The following is a 20,883-nucleotide window of genomic DNA, read 5'->3' on the forward strand; positions in this document are numbered from 1 at the left end:
CTCCAAAAAGAGCATTCAACCATGAGCACCCTCAATGGCAGTTGCCTGTGCGGCAACGTTCAGTATTCCACCCTCGCCGTCCCCCTGATGACCGCCGTGTGTCACTGCAAGGATTGCCAGAAACAGTCAGGCAGTGCGTTCTCCGTCAACGTGGTAGTGCCGGCCGACGGCTTTGAAGTCCAGGGCCAGAGTTTGAGCAGCTACTCCAGCAAGGGTGGCAGCGGTCTGCCGGTACAGCGTTTTTTCTGCAGTCACTGTGGCTCGGCGCTGTACACCTCGTTGATGGCCATGCCCGGCCTGTTCGCCGTCAAGGCCGGCACCCTCAGCGACGCGTCGACCCTCACCCCGGCCCTGAACATGTGGTGTGCATCGGCGCAACCCTGGGTCGCCATTGATCGCGATGTAGCGTGTTACGAGCACGCCGTCACCGAGTAAAACTGACTTCAAACCCTGCGAGCGAACCTGCACATGACAACAACAAAAATGATGCTGCAAACCGGCGCTCTCGCGCTTTCACTGTTGGCCACCGCCGTCATGGCCAAAGTCTCTCCCGATGAAGCTGCGCAACTGGGCACTACCCTCACACCCATCGGCGCGGTAAAAGCCGGGAACGCCGACGGCAGCATCCCGGCCTGGAACGGCGGATTGCCGACCAGTGCCGGCACTGTCGACAGTAAGGGCTTCTTGAGTGACCCGTTTGCCAACGAAAAACCATTGTTCGTGATCACTGCCGCCAACGCCGAAAAGTACAAGGACAAACTGTCCGCCGGGCAGTTGGCGATGTTCAAGCGTTACCCCGACACCTACAAGATCCCGGTCTACCCCACGCACCGCACGGCCGCAGCCCCGGCTGATATCTATTCGGTGATCAAAAACAGTGCGGTCAAGACTGAAGAGGTGGATGGCGGTAATGGCCTGGCGGGGTTCACGGACACGCGGTACTACGCGTTCCCGATCCCCAAGAGCGGCGTCGAAGTGCTGTGGAACCACCTGACCCGCTATCGCGGCGGTAACCTCAATCGCCTGGCCACCCGCGTGCAGCCCCAGGCGAACGGCGATTTCAACATGGTGCAACTGGAGGATGAAATCTCCTATCCGCGCGAACTGCCTGACCTCGACAAGGACAAGGCGGAAAACATACTGTTCTACTTCATCCAGCGCGTGACCGGCCCGGCACGGCTGGCTGGCAACGTGCTGCTGGTCCACGAAACCATCGACCAGGTCAAAGAGCCTCGCGAAGCCTGGCTGTACAACGCCGGCCAGCGTCGCGTGCGCCGTGCGCCGCAAGTGGCCTATGACGGTCCGGCCACCGCTGCCGACGGCCTGGCCACCACCGACAACTACGACATGTTCAACGGAGCACCGGATCGCTACACCTGGGAACTGGTCGGCAAGAAAGAACTGTACATCCCCTACAACAGCTACAAACTCGACTCGCCGAACCTCAAGTACGCCGACATCCTCAAGGCGGGCCACATCAACCAGGACCTGACGCGCTATGAATTGCACCGGGTCTGGGAAGTGGTGGCCAAACTCAAGCCGGGCGAACGCCACATCTATGCGACACGCCACATGTACTTCGATGAAGACACCTGGCAATTGGCAGAGGTGGATCACTACGACGGGCGCGGCCAACTCTGGCGCGTGGGTGAAGGTCATGCCCAGCAGTACTATCACAAGCAAGTGCCCGGCTATACCGCCGAAACGCTGTACGACCTGCAATCGGGCCGCTATTCAGTACTGGGGCTGAAAAACGAGGAGAAACGCAGCATCGCGTTTGGTGCGACTGCGTCGGCGGCGAGCTATACCCCGGCGGCGTTGCGCCAGGAAGGAATTCGGTAAGTCAGCCATTGGACTTGTAGGAGCGAGCTTGCTCGCGATGGTCACCAACGATAACGCGTAGTGCTGGTTAATCGTGGCGATCTTGAGTCCATCGCGAGCATGCTCGCTCCTACAGGGGATCATTTCGCAACGTTGAATCAATGACCGGTCTTGCTCAACCCTTTGGTGTTGTGATCACCCGGGGTTGTAGCCGAGATCGCCGTGGCCTTGCTCAGGCCGCGGGTGTCTTTGGAATGGGCGACGCCGGAGGTCGTGGTGCCATGACCTCGATCGCTGTTGCGATCACTGCCGTAGTGGTTCCCGCTTTCGCCATGGTCGCGGACAGACTTTCCGGCGTGGTCGCTGGCCAAACCTTTACCGTGACCGTTACTGGCAGAGCCACCGGAGTGACCCGCACCGCCATTGCCATTGCCGCCGCCCATTCCACCGCCATGGCCGCCACCATTGCCGCCGCCGTTTCCACCGCCATTGCCACCGCCACCGCCACCGCCACCGCCATCTTTCGCGTAGGCGGAGCCCATGATCGACAGGCCATCAGGCAACAACGGGGCAGCTGCCAACATCAGGGCGCACGACAGGACTGCAACGAGACTCTTGTTTTTTAAAAGCATGATCGCTTCCGTAAGGGGGGTTGATATCGCGTGATTTAAGACGCGATTTCGCCCTTACAGTTCAAGTGCCTCGACGGACGGATCGGGGTTGGCGACCAGAGAAATCCGCCGTTCGAAGGTTAATCAAATGCCCCATCGAGAATTTCATAAATCAGCCCGGTGGCCAGCGCAACCAGGATCAGATCCGTGCCGACCTGCTGCCATTCGTAGCCATCATAATGAGGCAACCGGCCGATCAACCGACCGTCCAGCTTCTTGGCGATGCCCGGCGGCAGCGGTTTGCCGCGAGCGAGGTTTTTCTGGATACCCGGTGGCAACGCAGGACCCGGGCTCCAGTAATCCCGATTGCCGCCAATAATCCCGAACACGCTGTCACGATTGACGCTCGGGCCATTGCTCCAGTCCTCTGCGCCACTGTTCTTGTTTTTGTTTCCATGACTGCCCTGGTTGCCATGTTCCTTCCCATTGCCCTGGCCCTTGCCGGGATCGGCCAATGCAGTGACGGAACCGCAGGCCAGTGCCAGGCAGGTAGCGGCTGCGATCAATAGGCGGGATCTGGACATGAGTCGCTCCTTCGTTGCGGGAGAATTCCCTGAAAATTTAGACGCGCCTGGTGAGGTTGGTTCCGTCGGTGAGCGCCCATTAAACCGACTACTCTCATCCGACCGGGGTCTTGAGTCAAACGCACTCAGCGCTTGCACGACCACATCTGGAGACAACGCCATGACCCGAATGCTGCTGACCGCCCTCACGATGCTCGCTCTGCATTTCCCGGCAAACGCTGCGGTGACGCCTTTCCCGGACGCATTCCGCATTCAGGACATTCCCGTCGACGGCGTCACGATGCACGTTCGCATCGGCGGCAAAGGCCCGGCGGTGGTGCTGTTGCACGGTTTTGGCGATACGGGTGACATGTGGGCGCCGTTGGCGGCGGATCTGGCGCGGGATCACACCGTGGTGGTGCCGGACCTTCGCGGCATGGGCTTGTCGTCCATTCCCGACAGTGGCTACGACAAGAAAACCCAGGCAGCCGACATTCGCGGTGTGCTGAGCGCACTGAAGATCGAGCGCTCGATCGTCATCGGCCACGACATCGGCACCATGGTCGCCTTCGCCTACGCGGCGCGTTATCCGCAACGCACGGATCGGCTGGTGGTGATGGATGCGCCGGTGCCGGGCATCACGCCGTGGAACGACATCGTTCGCTCGCCGATGCTGTGGCACTTCGACTTCGGCGGCCCCGACATGGAACGCCTGGTGGCCGGGCGCGAGCGCATTTACCTGGACCGTTTCTGGAACGAGTTCGCCGGTGACCCCACCAAGGTCGATGAAGACATCCGCCAACACTACGCCAAACTCTACGCCCGCCCCGGTGCCATGCACGCGGCGTTCGCCCAGTTCCGCAGCATTCGCCAGGATGAACTGGACAACAAGGCGACCATGACCACGCGTCTGACCATGCCGGTGCTGGCCATCGGCGGGGAAAAATCCTTCGGCAACAACGAAGCCATCGTGATGCGCAATGCTGCGGATAACGTCACCGAAGCGGTGATTCCGGGCGCCGGGCATTGGTTGATGGAAGAAGCGCCGACACAGACGATCAAGGTTGTCCGGGATTTCATCGCCCAGTGACAGCGACGCAAATTAAATGAACCCTGCGAGTGAGCATCCACCTAACTGAAGGACTATCAGGAGGTGGCGAATGCAAAACGTATCAATCTGGATCGTACTGGCGGCAGTGCTGCTGCTCATCGAATTGTGGGCAATCAATCGGGTGCGCAAAAGCCAAGGCAAAGCGAGTACCAAAGGGGTGTGGATGGTGGTGATCGTGTTTGTGCCGTTGGTTGGTTTGATTTTGTGGGCATTGGCGGGACCCAGGCATATCGCTCACAACCCACGGTCGGCACAGGCCCGGCAGTAAGCGCAATACACACTTTACCTGTAGCGATACTCAACCTGTGGCGAGGAAACTTGCTCCCTCGCCACAGGTTTTCGATCGTCTCAACATTTTTACCCGCCAGCACTGCCACCCGCGCCGCCGCCCGATCCACCGCTGCTGCTACCGGTCTGACCGGCCCCCGCAGGCTTGGACCCCGCAGGGATTGGACCGTTGTCAGTCGTCCCGCCGTCCGCCCCTTTAGGCAGCGCCGCCGCATCCGGATCGGCGTTGGTGGGTTTGGGAGCCGGTTCACGCGTCTGGCTTTTGCCATCGGTGGACATCATGTCCCCAGAGCTCGTTTCAGCAGCCACCGCATACAGCGACCCGCTGGATAAAAACGCCGCAAGCGCGAGCGCGACCACCTTGTGAGTCATCATGTCGATTCTTCCTGCGTAGTGTAGGTAAAACATTGGAAGAAACGGTCACGAGAAGGTGCGGGGCAGCGGACGAACGGTCGACTAAAGTCCCGTCATTGACTCAGACCGAGTGAAGGCAAGCGCGAGATAACTTCAGCGTTGATAGGATTGGTCATCGCAATGCCGACCAGTTTTTCCTCAGTCAATGCCATTTTTCACTCTTGAAAAATCGATTGAACAGACAACGAGCAATGCTGCCCACAAAGGGCTGCTGTCGGAATCAGAAGTTTGCCGGCGTATTCGCGCTGATGATCTCCGCCTCATCCTGGCCGATGTTGCGGAAGCGATGCGGCAAGGTCGTGGGGAAGTAATAGCCGTCCCCGGCGTTGAGCACGCTGATCTGGCCATCGACGGTCAATTCCACGGTGCCACGCGTGACGAGTCCGCACTCCTCGCCCTCGGAATGCACGATCGGCTCTTCTCCGGAGCTTGCACCTGGCGCGTATTGTTCGCGCAGCAGACGCATTTGGCGGCTCGGTACGGAGGCGCCGATCAGCAGCAGGCGCAGGCCGTGGCGGCCGAGGTCTGGTTGCTCGCTGCTGCGGAAGACGTATTGATGTTCGCGGGGCGGCTGGTCGAACGTGAAGAAGTCGGCCAGAGACATGGGGATGCCCTCCAGCAGTTTCTTCAGAGAGCTGACGGAAGGACTGACCCGATTCTGTTCGATCAGGGAGATGGTGGCATTGGTGACGCCGCTACGCCGCGCCAGCTCGCGCTGGGACAGTTTGTAGCTTTCGCGTACTAATTTGAGTCGTGAGCCCGTATCCATGACAGCCTTATGCGCCAACCTGAAGGAGGGGTGGAGAGCAGGCGCGGTTTACGCCGTTTTCCGGTCCCGGAAACGTGAAAGGCGGCTATTAAATCACGTTTGTTGGTAATGCTCAGCAGGTTCGATAAATGGCCGAAAAAATAGCCATTTGCCATGAAGTCGCACAACCTGTGGGAGCCAGCCTGCTGGCGAAAGCGGTGTGTCAGGCGACATCTATTTTGGCAGATATGGCCTCATCGCCAGCAGGCTGGCTCCCACAGGAAAAGCATAAAAAACCAGCGGCGCCTGTTACACAGAAGCCGCCGGCGAGGTAACGCTTAGATACCGAAACGGTCGCGCAGCGAGTAGTACACGGCGCCCAGAGCGGTCAACGGTGCCGAGAAGGTGCGCCCGCCGATCATCGGCATGTGCGGCAGCGAGGCAAACGCGTCGAAGCGCTCAGCGTCGCCACGAATCATTTCCGAGATCAGTTTGCCGGCCAGGTGCGAACAGGTGACGCCGTGACCGCTGTAGCCTTGCATGTAGTAGGCGTTTTTCTCGATACGGCCGAATTGCGGCATGCGTGACATGGTCAACAGGAAGTTGCCGGTCCAGCGGTAGTCGATCTTCACGTCCTTCAATTGCGGGAAGGTCTTGAGGATTTTCGGGCGGATCAGTTGCTCGATGTCGTCCGGTTCACGGGCGCCGTAGACCACGCCACCGCCGTACAGCAGACGGTTGTCCGCTGTCAGGCGGTAGTAATCGAGCAGGTAGTTGCAGTCTTCGACGCAGTAGTTGTTCTTGATCAGGCTACGCGCTTGCTGCTCCGACAACGGCTCGGTGACGACGATCTGCGAGCCGCACGGCATGCTTTTGCTGGTCACGCGGTTGTCCAGGCCCTGCGGCAGGTACGCGTTACCGGCGATCAGCAGGTACTTGGCCTTTACCACACCTTTTGCGGTGCGTACGGTGATCGGCTCACCGTAGGTGATGTCCACCGCCGCCGATTGTTCGTAGATCTTGCCGCCCAGGCCGATGATCGCCGAAGCCTCGCCGAGGGCCAGGTTCAGCGGGTGAATGTGGCCGCCCTGCATGTCCAGCAGGCCGCCGACGTAGGCTTGGGAACCGACTTCGCGCTTGATATCAGCCGCGTCGAGCATTTTCAGGCTCTTGTTGCCGTAGCGCTCCCAGCTCTTCTTCTGCTCGGCCAGGCCGTTGAGTTGTTTCTTGTTCATCGCCGCGAAGATGCCGCCGGGACGGTAATCGCACTGGATGTCGTAGTGCTGTATGCGCTGACGGATGATGTCGGCGCCTTCGAAAATCATGCTGCCGAGGATTTCGGCAGTTTTGTCGCCGTAGCGCTCTTCGATGACATCGACGTCGCGGCTGTAGGAGTTGACCAGTTGACCGCCATTGCGGCCGCTGGCGCCGAAACCGACCTTGGCCGCTTCGAGTACGGTCACGCTGTAGCCCGCTTCGGCTAAGAACAGGGCCGAGGACAGGCCGGTGTAGCCGGCGCCGATCACGCAGACATCACAATCCACCGCACCTTCCAGCACAGGGAAATCACCGGTGAAGTTGCGGGTGGCGGCGTAGTAGCTGTTTACATGCGTTTGTTTCATACATTTCTCCGAGGGCCACCGACAGCTGTCGACGACCGTCGCCTTATTGTTATCAGAGCTTGATCCAGGTCGCTTTGAGTTCGGTGTACTTGTCGAACGCGTGCAGCGATTTGTCCCGACCGTTACCCGACTGCTTGAACCCGCCGAACGGCGCGGTCATGTCGCCGCCGTCGTACTGGTTGACCCAGACACTCCCGGCACGCAGGCCACGGGCGAAGGTGTGGGCCTTGCTCAGATTGCTGGTCCAAACACCGGCGGCCAGGCCGAAGATGCTGTCGTTGGCAATCGCCAGGGCTTCTTCCGCCGTGTCGAAGGTGATCACCGACAAAACCGGGCCGAAGATTTCTTCCTGGGCGATGGTCATGGCGTTGGTCACGCCGTCGAAAATCGTCGGTTCCACGTACTGGCCACCGGTGTCTTCGAGGGTGCGGTTGCCACCCGCGATCAGTTCGGCGCCTTGCGCTTTGCCGATGCCGATGTAGCGCAGCACGTTGTCCAGTTGACGCTGGTCGACGACCGCGCCGACGGTGGTTGCAGGATCGAGCGCGTGCCCCGGTTTCCACGCTTGCAGCGCTTCGACCAACAACGGAATGAACTGCTCGCGGATCGAACGCTCAATCAGCAGACGTGAACCGGCGGTGCAGACTTCGCCCTGGTTGAAGGCGATGCCGCTGGCCGCTGCCTGCGCGGCTGCACGCAGATCCGGTGCGTCGGCGAACACTACGTTCGGGCTCTTGCCCCCCGCTTCCGCCCAGACGCGTTTCATGTTGCTCTGGCCGGCATAGATCATCAGTTGTTTAGCAATCGCCGTGGAGCCGGTGAAGGCCAGCACGTCGACGTCCATGTGCAACGCCAGCGCCTTGCCGACGGTGTGACCGTAGCCCGGCAAAACGTTGAAAACGCCTTTCGGGATACCGGCATCCAACGCCAACTGCGCGATGCGGATCGCGGTCAGCGGCGACTTTTCCGAAGGTTTGAGGATGAACGAGTTGCCCATCGCCAGGGCCGGGGCGAATTTCCAGCTGGCCATGATCAGCGGGAAGTTCCACGGCACGATGGCCGCGACCACGCCGACCGCTTCGCGGGTCACCAGGCCCAATTGGTCCTGAGGTGTCGCGGCGACTTCGTCATAGATCTTGTCGATAGCTTCGGCGGTCCAGCGGATCGCGTTGGCGGTCGCCGGAATGTCGATGCTCATGGAGTCGCTGATCGGCTTGCCCATGTCGAGGGTTTCGAGCAGGGCCAGTTCTTCCCGGTTCGCCAGGATCAGGTCGGCGAAACGGATCAGGATGCGTTTGCGCTCGGCCGGGGCCAGGTTGGACCAGACGCCGGACTCGAAGGTGCGGCGCGCGACAGTGACTGCCGCATTGGCGTCGGCTTCGTCGGTACTGGCGACGTTCGCCAGGAAGCGACCGTCCACCGGGCTGATGCATTCAAACGTAGCGCCATCGGCGGCGGTGCAATATTGGCCGTCGATGAAGGCGCGACCTTCAATAGAGAGGGACTGGAAGCGTTGCTCCCAATCGCTGCGAGTGTTTGTCATGGTTGTGACTCGACGCAGGGGAATAGGTGATCGTCGGGCTGAATGCCCACCCAATCAAAAAATGAAATGCGATCCCTGTAGGAGCTGGCTTGCCAGCGATTGCGGTGGATCAGACGTCATCAATGTTGACTGTGACGACGCCATCGCTGGCAAGCCAGCTCCTACAGGGTTGGCGGCGCACACGAGATTTGTGTACACCGCCAACGCCGTCAGACGGTGTGCAAGTACCAGTTGTACTCAAGGTCCGAGATGGAATTCTCGAACTCGGCCAACTCGCTTTCCTTGCACGCCACGAACACGTCGATGTACATCGGGTCGATGTATTTGGCCATGACGTCGCTGTCGTCCAGCTCGCGCAGTGCATCGCGCAGGTTGTTCGGCAGGCTCTGTTCATTCTGCTCGTAGCTGTTGCCTTCAACCGGAGCGCCCGGCTCGATTTTGTTGGTCAGGCCGTGGTGCACGCCCGCCAACACAGAAGCCATCAACAGGTACGGGTTGGCATCGGCGCCGGCCACGCGGTGTTCGATGCGTACGGCGTCCGGCGAACCGGTCGGTACACGCACGGCCACGGTGCGGTTGTCGATGCCCCAGCTCGGCGAGTTCGGCACGTAGAACTGTGCACCGAAACGACGGTACGAGTTGACGTTCGGGCAGAGGAACGCCATCTGCGCCGGCAGGGTCTCGAGCACACCGCCGATCGCGTGTCGCAGCGCGGCGTTCTGCTCGGGATCCTCGCTGGCAAAGATGTTGTTGCCTTCTTTGTCGAGAATCGAAATGTGCACGTGCAGACCGTTACCCGCCTGGCCCGGATACGGCTTGGCCATGAAGGTGGTGTCCATTTCGTGGTCGTAGGCGATGTTCTTCACCAGACGCTTGAGCAGGACGGCGTAGTCGCACGCCTTTATAGGATCGGCCACGTGGTGCAGGTTGACTTCGAATTGTGCCGGGGCGCTTTCCTTGACGATGGCGTCAGCAGGAATGCCCTGCTCTTTCGCGCCTTCGAGGATGTCTTGCAGGCAGTCGACGTATTCGTCGAGGTCGTCGATCAGGTACACCTGGGTCGACATCGGACGCTTGCCGGACACCGGCGAACGCGGCGATTGCGGGCGACCGTTCACGTTGTCCTGGTCGATCAGGTAGAACTCCAGCTCGAACGCGGCGCAGATGGTCAGGCCAAGGTCGTCGAACTTGCGCACGATATTGGCCAGTACTTCACGCGGGTCGGCGAAGAATGGCTGACCTTCGATTTCATGCATGGTCATCAGCAGTTGCGCGGTTGGGCGCTTTTGCCATGGCTCGATGCTCAAGGTGCCGGGGATCGGGTAGCAGATCCGGTCGGCATCGCCGATGTCCAGACCCAGGCCGGTGCTTTCCACCGTGGAACCATTGATGTCCAGAGCAAACAGAGACGCCGGCAGGTTGATGCCTTTCTCGTAAACCTTATGAAGACTGGTGCGTTCGATGCGCTTACCGCGCACCACACCGTTCATATCCGCAATCAGAAGGTCGACGTACAAAACCTCAGGATATTTCTTAAGGAATGCGTTTGCTTCGTTGAGTTGAACGGTACGCAGAGGGACCGACATGATGCACCTATTTTTTACTGTTAATTATTATGTTCACCGCCCTTTCACGAGCCCAGTCAATCCGAAAGGCAAAGTGAAGTCAATAGCGAACACTTGGCCTTTCGACGTTTATTTTAGGGGCTCTCAGGGGGACGAGAGTGCCAGATAGACCCTCAAACACGCGTAGATCCTGAAGATCGGACGTGTGGCGTTTAGAATTTTTTACATGAGAGTTGTTAATTAAAATCAACAAGGCTAAGCTCCGGAAAAGCTCGTTCAAGTGTGAAACTTCGAGGTGATAAAAATGGCATTCAAGCCATTGATCGGCGTTACAGCCTGCGTCAAACAGATTGGCCTGCACCCCTACCACATCAGCGGCGACAAGTACGTTCGCGCTGTCAGCGTTGCGGCGCTGGGGCTGCCTGTCGTTATTCCTTCCTTGGGCGACCTGATCGAAATCGAGGACCTGCTGCCGCAGCTCGACGGTCTGTTGCTGACCGGCTCGCCGTCGAACGTGGAACCTTTCCACTATCAAGGCCCGGCCAGCGCCCCCGGCACGGAACATGATCCGCAACGGGACCGCACCACCCTGCCCCTGATCCGCGCAGCCATCGCTGCCGGCGTTCCGGTCCTCGGCATCTGCCGTGGTTTCCAGGAAATGAACGTGGCGTTTGGTGGCAGCCTGCATCAGAAGGTCCATGAGCTTCCTGGCATGCTCGATCATCGCGAAGCCAACCATCCGGACCTGGCCGTGCAATACGCTCCCGCCCATGCGGTGGACGTGCAGCCCGGCGGTGTGTTCGAAGCGCTGGATCTGCCGACGGTGTTCCAGGTCAATTCGATTCACAGTCAGGGCATCGACCGCCTCGCTTCCGGCCTGCGCGCCGAAGCCGTCGCCCCCGATGGCTTGATCGAGGCGATCTCCGTCGAACACAGCAAAGCGTTTGCCCTCGGCGTGCAATGGCACCCGGAATGGCAGGTGCTGGACAACCCTCCTTATTTAAGGATTTTCCAGGCGTTCGGCGATGCGTGTCGGCAACGGGCGGCACTGCGCCACTCGAGCTGACGGCCTCAAACCACGTTCAACGATTAACTGCCCTGTGCGAGCGGGCAGGCGCTTTTGCGTGCCTCGCTCGCGCAAGCAACACACTGCGATAACAACAAGTACGACCAGGCAGCCAGGATGGCGGCGCCGAATTAACCCGAGGTGGGACACGCAATTCCCTGTAGGAGCGAGCCTGCTCGCGATGGATGTCCGGACACCGCGGGCATTCAGACTGCCAGCGTCATCGTTGGCGACCATCGCGAGCAGGCTCGCTCCTACAGAGGAATGCGCGGACCTGCCCCGGGTTTGCAATCCACTATTAAGCAGGGCCGCGTTGGCCCGGCGACTGAAACCTGTTGGGAGTTTCACATGGCAAACGCCTCCAGCATCTACAGGAAGGCTCTTGAGGGTCACCAGGCACCGAAAAAGGTGTTGGTGAAAGTCGATCGCGTCACCAAGAAATTCGACGAGACCACGGCGGTGGACGATGTGTCCCTGGAGATCCATCAGGGCGAAATCTTTGCCCTGCTCGGCGGCTCCGGTTCGGGCAAATCGACCCTGCTGCGCATGCTCGCCGGTTTCGAGCGCCCGACCGAAGGCCGGATTCTGCTCGACGGTGTCGACATCACAGACATGCCGCCGTACGAGCGTCCGATCAACATGATGTTCCAGTCCTACGCCCTGTTCCCGCACATGACCGTGGCACAGAACATCGCCTTCGGCCTCAAGCAGGACCGTTTGCCCGCCAGTGAAATCGACGCCCGCGTTGAAGAGATGCTGCGCCTGGTGCACATGACCCAATACGCCAAACGCAAACCCCATCAACTGTCTGGCGGTCAGCGTCAGCGCGTGGCTCTGGCCCGTTCCCTGGCCAAGCGTCCAAAGCTGCTGTTGCTCGACGAACCGATGGGTGCACTGGATAAAAAGCTGCGCTCACAAATGCAGCTGGAACTTGTCGAAATCATCGAGCGCGTCGGCGTGACCTGCGTGATGGTGACCCACGACCAGGAAGAGGCCATGACCATGGCCCAGCGCATTGCAATCATGCACCTGGGCTGGATCGCACAGATCGGCAGTCCGGTGGACATTTACGAGGCGCCGGTCAGCCGCATGGTCTGCGAGTTCATCGGCAACGTGAACGCCTTCGACGGCACCGTGATCGAAGACCTGGAAGGTCACGCGATCATCCACAGCCCGGACCTGGAGCAGAAGATCTACGTGGGTCATGGCGTCAGCACATCGGTGCAGGACAAGTCGATCACCTACGCGATCCGCCCGGAAAAACTGTTGGTCAGCACCACCAAGCCTGATACCCGTTACAACTGGTCCAGCGGCAAAGTGCATGACATTGCCTACCTCGGCGGTCACTCGGTGTTCTACGTCGAGCTGCCGGGCGGCAAAGTCGTGCAGTCGTTCATGGCCAACGCCGAACGCCGTGGCGCCCGTCCGACCTGGGACGATCAGGTCTACGTATGGTGGGAAGACGACAGCGGCGTGGTACTGCGCGCATGAGAACCTTCAATCAGCAATTGCTGCGCCTGGTGCCCAGTGGGCGAAAACTGGTCATCGGCATTCCGTTCGTATGGCTGTGCCTGTTCTTCATGTTGCCGTTCTTCCTGGTGATGAAAATCAGCTTCTCGGAAGCCGCACTGGCCATTCCGCCCTACTCGGAGATCTACACCTTCGCCGAGCAGAAATTCAATCTGCTGCTCAACATCGGCAACTACACCTTGCTGGGCGAAGATGAGCTGTATCTCTCGGCTTATCTCGGTTCGTTGAAGGTCGCGCTGTTCAGTACGCTGATGTGCCTGGTGATCGGTTTTCCGATGGCCTACGCCATTACCAAGGCGAGCAAGGAAGCGCAAAACGTCCTGATGCTGCTGATCATGATGCCGACCTGGACCGCGATCCTGATCCGCGTGTATGCGTGGATGGGCATCCTCAGCAATAACGGTTTGCTCAACGGCTTCCTGATGTGGACCGGCCTGACCTCGCACCCGATCGAGATCCTCAACACCAATACCGCCGTGTATATCGGCGTGGTGTATGCGTATCTGCCGTTCATGATCCTGCCGCTCTACGCCAACCTGGTCAAACATGACCAGAGCTTGCTGGAAGCCGCGTCGGACCTGGGTTCGAGCACCTTCAACAGCTTCTGGAAAATCACCGTGCCGCTGGCCAAGAACGGCATCATCGCCGGTTGCATGCTGGTGTTCATTCCGGTGGTCGGCGAGTTCGTGATTCCGGAACTGCTGGGTGGCCCGGAAACCCTGATGATCGGCCGAGTGCTGTGGCAAGAGTTCTTCAATAACCGCGACTGGCCGGTGGCGTCTGCCCTGGCGGTGGTGATGCTGTTGATCCTGATTGTGCCGATTCTGCTGTTCAACCGCAGCCAGGCCAAAGAGATGGAGGCACGGGGATGAAACGCTTCGAATTTTCAAAGTTCATGCTGATTTTCGGCCTGTCGTTTATCTACCTGCCGATGCTGATTCTGGTGATCTACTCGTTCAACGCCTCGAAACTGGTGACGGTGTGGGGCGGCTGGTCGTTCAAGTGGTACGCCGGTTTGCTCGACAACTCACAGCTGATGGGTTCGGTGGTGCGCTCGCTGGAAATCGCCTTCTACACCGCGATTGCCGCGGTGGCGTTGGGCACCTTGGCCGCGCTTGTGCTGACTCGCGTCAGCCGCTTCAAGGGTCGCACGCTGTTCGGTGGCCTGGTGACCGCGCCGCTGGTGATGCCTGAAGTGATCACCGGTCTGTCGCTGTTGCTGCTGTTCGTGGCCATGGCGCAACTCATCGGCTGGCCGATGGAGCGTGGCATCGTCACGATCTGGATCGCGCACACCACGTTTTGTGCCGCCTACGTGGCGGTGGTAGTCTCCGCCCGCCTTCGCGAGCTGGACCTGTCCATCGAAGAAGCGGCCATGGACCTCGGTGCCAAGCCGTTCAAGGTGTTTTTCCTGATCACCATTCCGATGATCGCGCCGTCACTGGCGGCCGGCGGCATGATGTCGTTCGCCCTGTCGCTGGATGACCTGGTGCTGGCGAGCTTCGTCTCGGGTCCGGGTTCCACGACCTTGCCGATGGAAGTGTTCTCGGCGGTGCGACTGGGTGTTAAACCCGAGATCAACGCCGTGGCCAGCCTGATCCTGTTGGCCGTGTCGATCGTGACCTTCATGGTCTGGTACTTCAGCCGCCGTGCCGAAGCCAGCCGTAAACGGGCGATCCAGGAAGCGATGGACCAGACCGCCAGCGAATCCTGGCAACAACCGCAAAAGCAAATGGCAGGGGCCACCGCGTAGGAGCTGCCGCAGGCTGCGATTTTTTGATCTTGCCTTTAAAAGATCGCAGCCTCGTTGCACTCGACAGCTCCTACAGGATGATGGGCACCCTCCCTCGCCACAGGTTTTGTGATTTATATAAAAAGAAATGGAGTTGTACCGATGAAAATGTTTGGCAGGACTCTGCTGACACTGTCCTTATTGGGCGTGATTGCCTCCGGCGCCCAGGCCAATGACAAGGTTCTGCGCGTCTACAACTGGTCGGATTACATTGCCCCGGACACCGTCAAGAAGTTCGAAGACGAGACCGGCATCCGCGTGACCTACGATGTGTTCGACAGTAACGAAACCCTTGAAGCCCGCCTGCTGGCAGGCAAATCCGGCTATGACATCGTCGTGCCGTCCAACAGTTTCCTGGCCAAGCAGGTCAAGGCCGGCGTCTATCAGGAACTGGACAAGTCAAAGCTGCCGAACTGGAAAAACCTCAATCCGGTCCTGCTGAAAAACGCGTCCGCCAGCGACCCGGACAACGCCCATGCGTTCCCGTACATGTGGGGCTCGATCGGCATCGGATTCAACCCGCAAAAGGTCAAGGAAGTGCTCGGCGCCAACGCACCGACCAACTCCTGGGACTTGCTGTTCAAACCACAAAACGCTGAAAAGCTCAAAGCCTGCGGCATCAGTTTCCTCGATTCGCCCACCGAAATGATCCCGGCCGCCCTGCACTACCTGGGCTACCCGGTGAACGATCAGGACAAGGCGCACATCGCCGAAGCCGAAGCGCTGTTCATGAAGATCCGTCCGTCGGTGGCCTACTTCCACTCGTCCAAGTACATCTCCGACCTGGCCAACGGCAATATCTGCGTCGCCGTCGGTTACTCCGGCGATGTGCTGCAAGCCAAGGCCCGCGCCGAGGAAGCCGGCGACAAAGTGAAGATCGACTACAGCATTCCGAAGGAAGGCGCCGGCAGCTTCTACGACATGGTCGCCATCCCGCGTGACGCGGCGAACGTCGAGGAAGCGTACCTGTTCATGAACTTCCTGATGCGCCCCGACATCATCGCCGAGATCACCAACAACATCGGCTACAGCAACGCCAACCTGGCGGCCACGCCGCTGGTGGATGAAGCGATCCGCAACGATCCCGGTTCGTACCCGTCCCAGGACGTGATGGCGACGCTGTATGCAATTCCGGACATGCCGATTGGCGTGCAGCGGGTCATGACCCGCGGTTGGACCAAGGTAAAGTTGGGTAAATAACCACCGTTTGCGTAGGAGCTGCCAGAGCACATTCATGCAGCGCCTTACCACCGCTGCATCACTCACCTGGCTCCCTCGGTCAAGGTGGATTTCGGCGCCCTCGGGCGCCTTTTTTTGCTTTGGATCACACCGAACCCAGCGGCCACTCGGCCAGTGCCCGGTAGCGTCCCTTGTGCGATTCGAACAAGGTGAACCGATCGGCACGCAGGAAGAATTCCGGCGCCGAGGTGGACTCGGGAACAGCCGCACGAAAGTCACGGGCCAGCGTCAGATGCGGACGGTATTCCCGTGGCGCATCCTCCAGGGCAAACGGCAACAACGCCTGCTCAAGGTCATACACCAGACGCAACAAACCCGGTGGGGTCTGTTCCGGCACCATTACCAGCGCCCCTGCCCTGCGCCAGACATCCAGTCGATCAAGCGTCACGGTCAAGCGACCGGTCGAGGTGCGTACCGCCGCCGCAGCCTCGCAGATATCCGCGATCTGCGCGGTGGCGATCGAACCGAGAAACTTCAATGTCAGGTGAAAATTGTCCGCAGGCACCGGTCTTCCGCTGCGCAGTTGCAGGGCGCTGCGCCATTGGGCGATTGCCTTGCGCTGCGCCGGCGGGCAATCGAGGGCAAAGAACAGCCGCTTGAACGGTTCGCGCGATTCGTCATTCATGCCGGGCTTCTCTTGCGGGAATCTTTGGAGTCTACATCCGGCCAGCGGGTTTCTGGCACCTTGCGGCATGCACGTTATAGTTCAAGCAGGCGAATCACGCGGAGGGGGCCATGCGACAGATCATCAGCAAAGAGCCATGGTGGGCCATGCCACCCACGCCCGGACAGGACGAGCTCACGCTGGAATGGGGCTGGCTGGTGCATTACAGCGAAGGTGAGCCACGTTTCGAATTCATTCGCGAGCGTCCGACGGACGAAGAAATCCGCCAGCGTAAAAGTTGCAGGATCACCCCGACAGCGGAGTGACCCTGTGGCTGGCGTCAGGCCTTGAGGAGTATTTCAAACCCGCCGAACACCATGCGCTGACCGTCAAACGGCATGGGATTGACGTCCGGCTGCATGCGCGGGTCCTGCATCATCTTGTCCATTGCGGCGTTACGGGTCTCCTTGTCCGGCCAGATGATCCAGCCTATCGCCACGGTTTCGTCTTCCTTGAGTTTGACCGCCAGCGGGAACGAGGTGACCTTGCCTTGCGGCACATCATCGCCCCAGCACTCGACCACTTCCAGTGCACCGTTTTCCTTGAAGATCTGCGCGGCGATTTCGGCGTGCTTCAGGTATTGCGCGCGATTGGCGGTGGGTACCGCCGCGATGAATCCATCAACGTAAGACATGAGTGTTCTCCTTCGGTCATGGGGTGTTCTGTTGGGTAGTCGATGGCACCGGACTCCAATCGACAGCGCCGGCACTCAAGCCGACCGGCGGTTGATCAGTGACCGCCAGGTTGCCTTCGATCTGCCCCGCCATATACAACGTGCCGGCCATCACACCGCTGGTCGGGTTCTGCACCAGTTTCGTCCAGGCCTTGTCGAAGGTGTTGCCCAGACTGCTGCGGATCAGCGCCTCGCTGTCGGGTCGGTCGTTGGCTCGAATGATTGCGCGAATGCCCGCCACGCCAACGGTGATCAAGCCACCGGCGAGTTTCCCTGCGGCTGCGGCCACGGCGCTGGCGGCCCCACGCGGGGCCATCTCGGCCTCTATCTGCTGGCTGGCGCGCTTGGCGACCGGAGCCATCGCAGTATCGGTCGAGTCGACGCCCTTGCTCCCCCCGGCCTTATGGATTTTATCGATCAACGCCGCGTACGCCGGCAACGTATTCAATGGCTCGGTGCGCATCACCTGGTACAGCGAGGCATTGCGCGCCGCCGGTGGCCCGAGCGCTATGGCGGGGACTTTCTGGATTCGGCCGTTCAGTTGGGCCATCGGCACGCCGTGGCGCTTGGAAATTTTCTGAAGTTCTTCCTTGAGAATGTCCACATAGAACGCCGAGGCATTGCCCAGGATCGCATCGGGATCAATCTCCTGCGCCACCGGGGCCAGTACCTTTTCCTGATACGCCTCCAGCAGATAGGCCGCCAGCCGTTTGGCGGACGCATCCTGCTCCCCCTCGGAACTGAGGGTGTACCAGCTGACTTTCATCGAGATCCATTCCTGGGTCCAGTAACTGCTGAACCAGGGGATGAAATTCTCTTCGGTCAGTTGATAAACCCGTGTGCGCCAGTAATCCATGGCACCGTGCGCATAGATTTTGGTCTGCTCGGTCGCGGATTTTGACGCATCGACAATTTCTCGATCCACTTGTTGCCAGGTATCGGGGGAAACGAAGACGGGGGCCGCTTGTTGTACAGGGGCGCGCTCAGGCGTGGCGCAACCCGCCAACACCAGTAGCATGACGACGATCAGCGAACGCAGGTCCAAGATCGCGATTCTCTAAAGTCTGCGCCGAACGATATGCTCGACGCGCAAAAAGGCCCTGATCTGAGTATAGGTGGCAGCGTTTGCCCACTCCTCGGCAAACTGGTTGCCTTTGCGGGCAAGTCCGGCTCTTACAAGGTATCGGGCTGATTCAATAGGTGTGACCACTGCGCGAGCCTATTCTCTCGCCCGTACGTCGGTGGCGGGTCGATCAGTCGCCTGACTCATCAAAGAGCTCGCGGTCGTTAGTGAGTTTTTTGCCAGTCGGTGGGAAACCGCACATTCGGCAATGGTGTCGGACCCGGTTAAAAACCTGCCCCGCATGTCACAGCGTTCGCTGGCTGTTGCCGATGCCCTTGGCGATGTCGATGCCCCAATCCATCGCAGCTTCCATGTCCAGCATGTGGGGTCTCGGATCGTGGTTCTCATCGATGACCGTGCCGTCCGGCCGGTAAACACCGATGAACATTCCCAGCGAGCCGTCCTTCAGGATCTCGGCTTTGACTTTGATACTGCATCCGTTCGACAGCGTTTCCTTGTGTTCCACATGGCGCTCGGTCATGGCTGCGTTCCTCCCCAGGCTGGTTTCAAAACCCTACTGGCCATGCTAGTTCAGCCTGTCGAAAAGCGCTGTTTGTCGAGACCAGAGGCCTTACCTGACAGCGGCGTAATGCCACCTATACTACAAGCCACCGCCCCCCCGGGGTCTGCACGTCCAACAATAAAAAGCAGAGGTGGAACATGGTTTGGCAGCAAATCTACGATCCGTTCAATAGCCCGGTCCTTTCAACCCTCATGGCCGCCGTGCCGGTGGTGGTGATGCTGGCGTCGTTGGCGTTCTTCCACGTCAAGGCACACCTGGCGGCGTTGCTCGCACTGGGCTCGGCATTGATCATCGCGATCTTTGCGTTCGGCATGCCGGCGAGCATGGCGGGCTCGGCGGCGCTGTACGGCGCTGCCAACGGTTTGCTGCCGATTGGCTGGATTGTGTTGAACATCATCTTCCTGCACCGGCTGACCACCGAGAACGGCTCGTTCAAAGTGCTGCAGGATTCCCTGGCGCGCATCACCGACGATCGGCGCCTGCAATTGCTGCTGATCGCCTTCTGCTTCGGTGCCTTTTTCGAAGGCGCGGCGGGCTTCGGTACGCCCGTGGCGGTGACAGGGGCAATTCTGATCGGCCTGGGTTTCTCGCCGTTGGCCGCCTCGGGCCTGGCGTTGATCGCCAACACTGCGCCAGTGGCGTTCGGCGCCCTGGGTACACCGATCATTACGTTGGCCAAGGTCACTGGGCTGGATGAGATGGAATTGTCGATGATGGTCGGTCGGCAACTGCCATTTTTCTCGGTGATCGTACCGTTCTGGTTGATCTGGGCCTTCGCTGGCTGGCGCAAGATGCTGGAAATCTGGCCGGCGATCCTGGTGGCGGGCGTCAGCTTTGCCATTCCGCAGTTCCTCGTGTCCAACTATCACGGGCCGATGCTGGTGGACGTGATTGCCGCGCTGATTTCCATGGCCTGCCTGACCGGTTTCCTGAAAGTCTGGAAACCGGCCACCGTACACACCTCCGCCGCCCTGACCGGCCGGGTCGACGACTCGAAAATCGATGCCGAATATGAAAACACATCCGAGCCGACCGCCGCGTTTTCCAGCGACTCGAAAAAAGCCGTCAGACGTGCATGGTTGCCGTGGATCATCCTCACGGTGTTCGTCTTCGCCTGGGGCACCCAAAGCTTCAAGAATCTGTTCGACACCCGCCCGGCGATTGATCCGGCCACGAGCGCAGCCAGGCTCGACCCTCAGGGCAAACCGCTGCGCGAAGCCAACCCTGTGTTCGCTCCGGTCCTGACGTTCACCACCATCCACCAGCAGATCGAGAAAGTACCGCCGGTGGTGCCTGCGCCGAAAGTCGAAGAAGCGGTGTACAAGTTCACCTGGTTCACCGCGACCGGCAGCGGCATCCTGCTGGCCGCGATCGTCGGTGGTCTGTTGATGGGTTACTCCATCCCACAACTGATCCACCAATACCTGCGAACCCTGTGGGTGGTGCGCTACTCATTGATCACCATCACCGCGATGCTCGCCCTCGGCTTCCTCACGCGTTACTCCGGGCTGGACGCCACGATGGGCCTGGCCTTCGCCGCGACGGGGATTTTCTACCCCATGTTCGGGACGTTACTGGGCTGGCTTGGCGTGGCGCTGACGGGCTCGGACACCGCCTCCAACGTGTTGTTTGGCGGTTTGCAGCGGGTCACCGCCGAGCAGTTGGGCCTCAGTCCGGTATTGATGGCCGCAGCCAACAGTTCCGGCGGGGTCATGGGCAAGATGGTCGACGCCCAGTCGATCGTGGTTGCCTCCACCGCCACCCGCTGGTACGGGCATGAAGGGGAAATCCTGCGTTATGTGTTCTTCCACTCCATCGTGCTGGCGATCCTGGTCGGCGGGTTGGTGACATTGCAGGCCTACGTCGCGCCGTTCAGCAATATGGTGGTGGGCGGGCATTGAGTCGCTCTTTGTGTACACCCTTTTCCACGCCCGGGCTCACTGCCCGGGCGTCGGTGCTTTTTGCACAGAGTTAATTAGCGATCAGA

General features: G+C 59.8%; 22 protein-coding genes. 11 read left to right on the plus strand and 11 right to left on the minus strand.

Annotation, left to right across the window (positions count from 1 at the left end):
- Positions 1 to 21: 21 nt before the first annotated feature.
- Positions 22 to 435, plus strand: a complete 414-nt coding sequence (locus tag AD668_RS18455) for a GFA family protein (RefSeq protein ID WP_053161028.1) — start codon at positions 22 to 24, stop codon at positions 433 to 435.
- Between the two features lie 33 nt (positions 436 to 468).
- Complete coding sequence (locus AD668_RS18460) at positions 469 to 1,842, plus strand: DUF1329 domain-containing protein (protein WP_053161030.1); 1,374 nt, start codon at positions 469 to 471, stop codon at positions 1,840 to 1,842.
- A 137-nt stretch (positions 1,843 to 1,979) separates the two neighbouring features.
- On the opposite strand, the gene AD668_RS29550 is transcribed toward AD668_RS18460, so the two are convergent.
- Positions 1,980 to 2,453: a hypothetical protein gene (locus AD668_RS29550; RefSeq protein WP_053161032.1), complete on the minus strand. Its 474-nt coding sequence runs from the start codon at positions 2,451 to 2,453 to the stop codon at positions 1,980 to 1,982.
- A gap of 119 nt (positions 2,454 to 2,572) precedes the next feature.
- A complete protein-coding gene (locus AD668_RS18470) occupies positions 2,573 to 3,016 on the minus strand; it encodes an anti-virulence regulator CigR family protein (RefSeq protein ID WP_053161034.1) in 444 nt (147 codons plus the stop codon).
- 160 nt (positions 3,017 to 3,176) lie between these two features.
- Between AD668_RS18470 and AD668_RS18475 the strand changes: the two genes are divergently transcribed.
- Together AD668_RS18475 and AD668_RS18480 are read left to right on the plus strand one after the other, a co-directional pair.
- Positions 3,177 to 4,085: an alpha/beta fold hydrolase gene (locus AD668_RS18475; RefSeq protein ID WP_053161037.1), complete on the plus strand. Its 909-nt coding sequence runs from the start codon at positions 3,177 to 3,179 to the stop codon at positions 4,083 to 4,085.
- A gap of 70 nt (positions 4,086 to 4,155) precedes the next feature.
- Positions 4,156 to 4,374: a PLD nuclease N-terminal domain-containing protein gene (locus tag AD668_RS18480; protein WP_053161039.1), complete on the plus strand. Its 219-nt coding sequence runs from the start codon at positions 4,156 to 4,158 to the stop codon at positions 4,372 to 4,374.
- Between the two features lie 89 nt (positions 4,375 to 4,463).
- On the opposite strand, the gene AD668_RS18485 is transcribed toward AD668_RS18480, so the two are convergent.
- From AD668_RS18485 to AD668_RS18505, 5 genes are all read right to left on the minus strand, one after another.
- On the minus strand, positions 4,464 to 4,676 hold the full coding sequence (locus AD668_RS18485; protein WP_256220708.1) for a hypothetical protein: 213 nt from the start codon (positions 4,674 to 4,676) through the stop codon (positions 4,464 to 4,466).
- A gap of 352 nt (positions 4,677 to 5,028) precedes the next feature.
- A complete protein-coding gene (locus AD668_RS18490; RefSeq protein ID WP_053161042.1) occupies positions 5,029 to 5,577 on the minus strand; it encodes a cupin domain-containing protein in 549 nt (182 codons plus the stop codon).
- 317 nt (positions 5,578 to 5,894) lie between these two features.
- Positions 5,895 to 7,178: an FAD-binding oxidoreductase gene (locus tag AD668_RS18495; protein ID WP_053161045.1), complete on the minus strand. Its 1,284-nt coding sequence runs from the start codon at positions 7,176 to 7,178 to the stop codon at positions 5,895 to 5,897.
- Between the two features lie 52 nt (positions 7,179 to 7,230).
- Positions 7,231 to 8,721: an aldehyde dehydrogenase gene (locus AD668_RS18500; RefSeq protein ID WP_053161047.1), complete on the minus strand. Its 1,491-nt coding sequence runs from the start codon at positions 8,719 to 8,721 to the stop codon at positions 7,231 to 7,233.
- Between the two features lie 209 nt (positions 8,722 to 8,930).
- Positions 8,931 to 10,307 (minus strand): glutamine synthetase family protein, encoded by a 1,377-nt coding sequence (locus AD668_RS18505; RefSeq protein ID WP_053161048.1) that lies wholly within the window; start codon positions 10,305 to 10,307, stop codon positions 8,931 to 8,933.
- 283 nt (positions 10,308 to 10,590) lie between these two features.
- Between AD668_RS18505 and AD668_RS18510 the strand changes: the two genes are divergently transcribed.
- From AD668_RS18510 to AD668_RS18530, 5 genes are all read left to right on the plus strand, one after another.
- A complete protein-coding gene (locus AD668_RS18510) occupies positions 10,591 to 11,352 on the plus strand; it encodes a gamma-glutamyl-gamma-aminobutyrate hydrolase family protein (protein ID WP_053161050.1) in 762 nt (253 codons plus the stop codon).
- A 348-nt stretch (positions 11,353 to 11,700) separates the two neighbouring features.
- Positions 11,701 to 12,843 (plus strand): polyamine ABC transporter ATP-binding protein, encoded by a 1,143-nt coding sequence (gene potA, locus AD668_RS18515; protein WP_053161052.1) that lies wholly within the window; start codon positions 11,701 to 11,703, stop codon positions 12,841 to 12,843.
- Positions 12,844 to 12,872: 29 nt separating this feature from the next.
- Positions 12,873 to 13,754: an ABC transporter permease subunit gene (locus tag AD668_RS18520; RefSeq protein WP_371259823.1), complete on the plus strand. Its 882-nt coding sequence runs from the start codon at positions 12,873 to 12,875 to the stop codon at positions 13,752 to 13,754.
- Positions 13,751 to 14,635 carry an ABC transporter permease subunit gene (locus tag AD668_RS18525; RefSeq protein WP_053161055.1) on the plus strand — a complete coding sequence of 295 codons (885 nt, stop codon included), beginning with the start codon at positions 13,751 to 13,753 and terminating at the stop codon, positions 14,633 to 14,635. The genes AD668_RS18520 and AD668_RS18525 overlap by 4 nt, the downstream gene beginning before the upstream one ends.
- A 141-nt stretch (positions 14,636 to 14,776) precedes the next feature.
- Positions 14,777 to 15,874: a polyamine ABC transporter substrate-binding protein gene (locus AD668_RS18530; RefSeq protein WP_053161057.1), complete on the plus strand. Its 1,098-nt coding sequence runs from the start codon at positions 14,777 to 14,779 to the stop codon at positions 15,872 to 15,874.
- Positions 15,875 to 15,998: 124 nt separating this feature from the next.
- Here AD668_RS18530 and thpR read toward each other — a convergent pair whose 3' ends face one another.
- Positions 15,999 to 16,538 (minus strand): RNA 2',3'-cyclic phosphodiesterase, encoded by a 540-nt coding sequence (gene thpR, locus AD668_RS18535; RefSeq protein WP_053161058.1) that lies wholly within the window; start codon positions 16,536 to 16,538, stop codon positions 15,999 to 16,001.
- Positions 16,539 to 16,648: 110 nt separating this feature from the next.
- On the opposite strand from thpR, the gene AD668_RS18540 reads away from it, so the two are divergent.
- Positions 16,649 to 16,843 (plus strand): hypothetical protein, encoded by a 195-nt coding sequence (locus tag AD668_RS18540; RefSeq protein WP_053161061.1) that lies wholly within the window; start codon positions 16,649 to 16,651, stop codon positions 16,841 to 16,843.
- Positions 16,844 to 16,857: 14 nt separating this feature from the next.
- Here the strand turns inward: AD668_RS18540 and AD668_RS18545 are convergent, their stop codons facing one another.
- The 3 genes from AD668_RS18545 to AD668_RS18555 form a co-directional block, all read right to left on the minus strand.
- Positions 16,858 to 17,211 carry a DUF1428 domain-containing protein gene (locus tag AD668_RS18545; protein WP_053161063.1) on the minus strand — a complete coding sequence of 118 codons (354 nt, stop codon included), beginning with the start codon at positions 17,209 to 17,211 and terminating at the stop codon, positions 16,858 to 16,860.
- A 16-nt stretch (positions 17,212 to 17,227) separates the two neighbouring features.
- Positions 17,228 to 18,295, minus strand: coding sequence for a hypothetical protein (locus tag AD668_RS18550; protein WP_053161066.1), 1,068 nt, complete (start codon positions 18,293 to 18,295; stop codon positions 17,228 to 17,230).
- 322 nt (positions 18,296 to 18,617) lie between these two features.
- Complete coding sequence (locus AD668_RS18555) at positions 18,618 to 18,854, minus strand: hypothetical protein (RefSeq protein ID WP_053161068.1); 237 nt, start codon at positions 18,852 to 18,854, stop codon at positions 18,618 to 18,620.
- A gap of 179 nt (positions 18,855 to 19,033) precedes the next feature.
- Here AD668_RS18555 and AD668_RS18560 point away from each other — a divergent pair, with 179 nt between their 5' ends.
- Positions 19,034 to 20,797, plus strand: coding sequence for an L-lactate permease (locus AD668_RS18560; protein ID WP_053161070.1), 1,764 nt, complete (start codon positions 19,034 to 19,036; stop codon positions 20,795 to 20,797).
- Positions 20,798 to 20,883: the final 86 nt, after the last annotated feature.

Source organism: Pseudomonas sp. P1.8, from assembly GCF_001269805.1.
Classification (GTDB): Bacteria; Pseudomonadota; Gammaproteobacteria; order Pseudomonadales; family Pseudomonadaceae; genus Aquipseudomonas.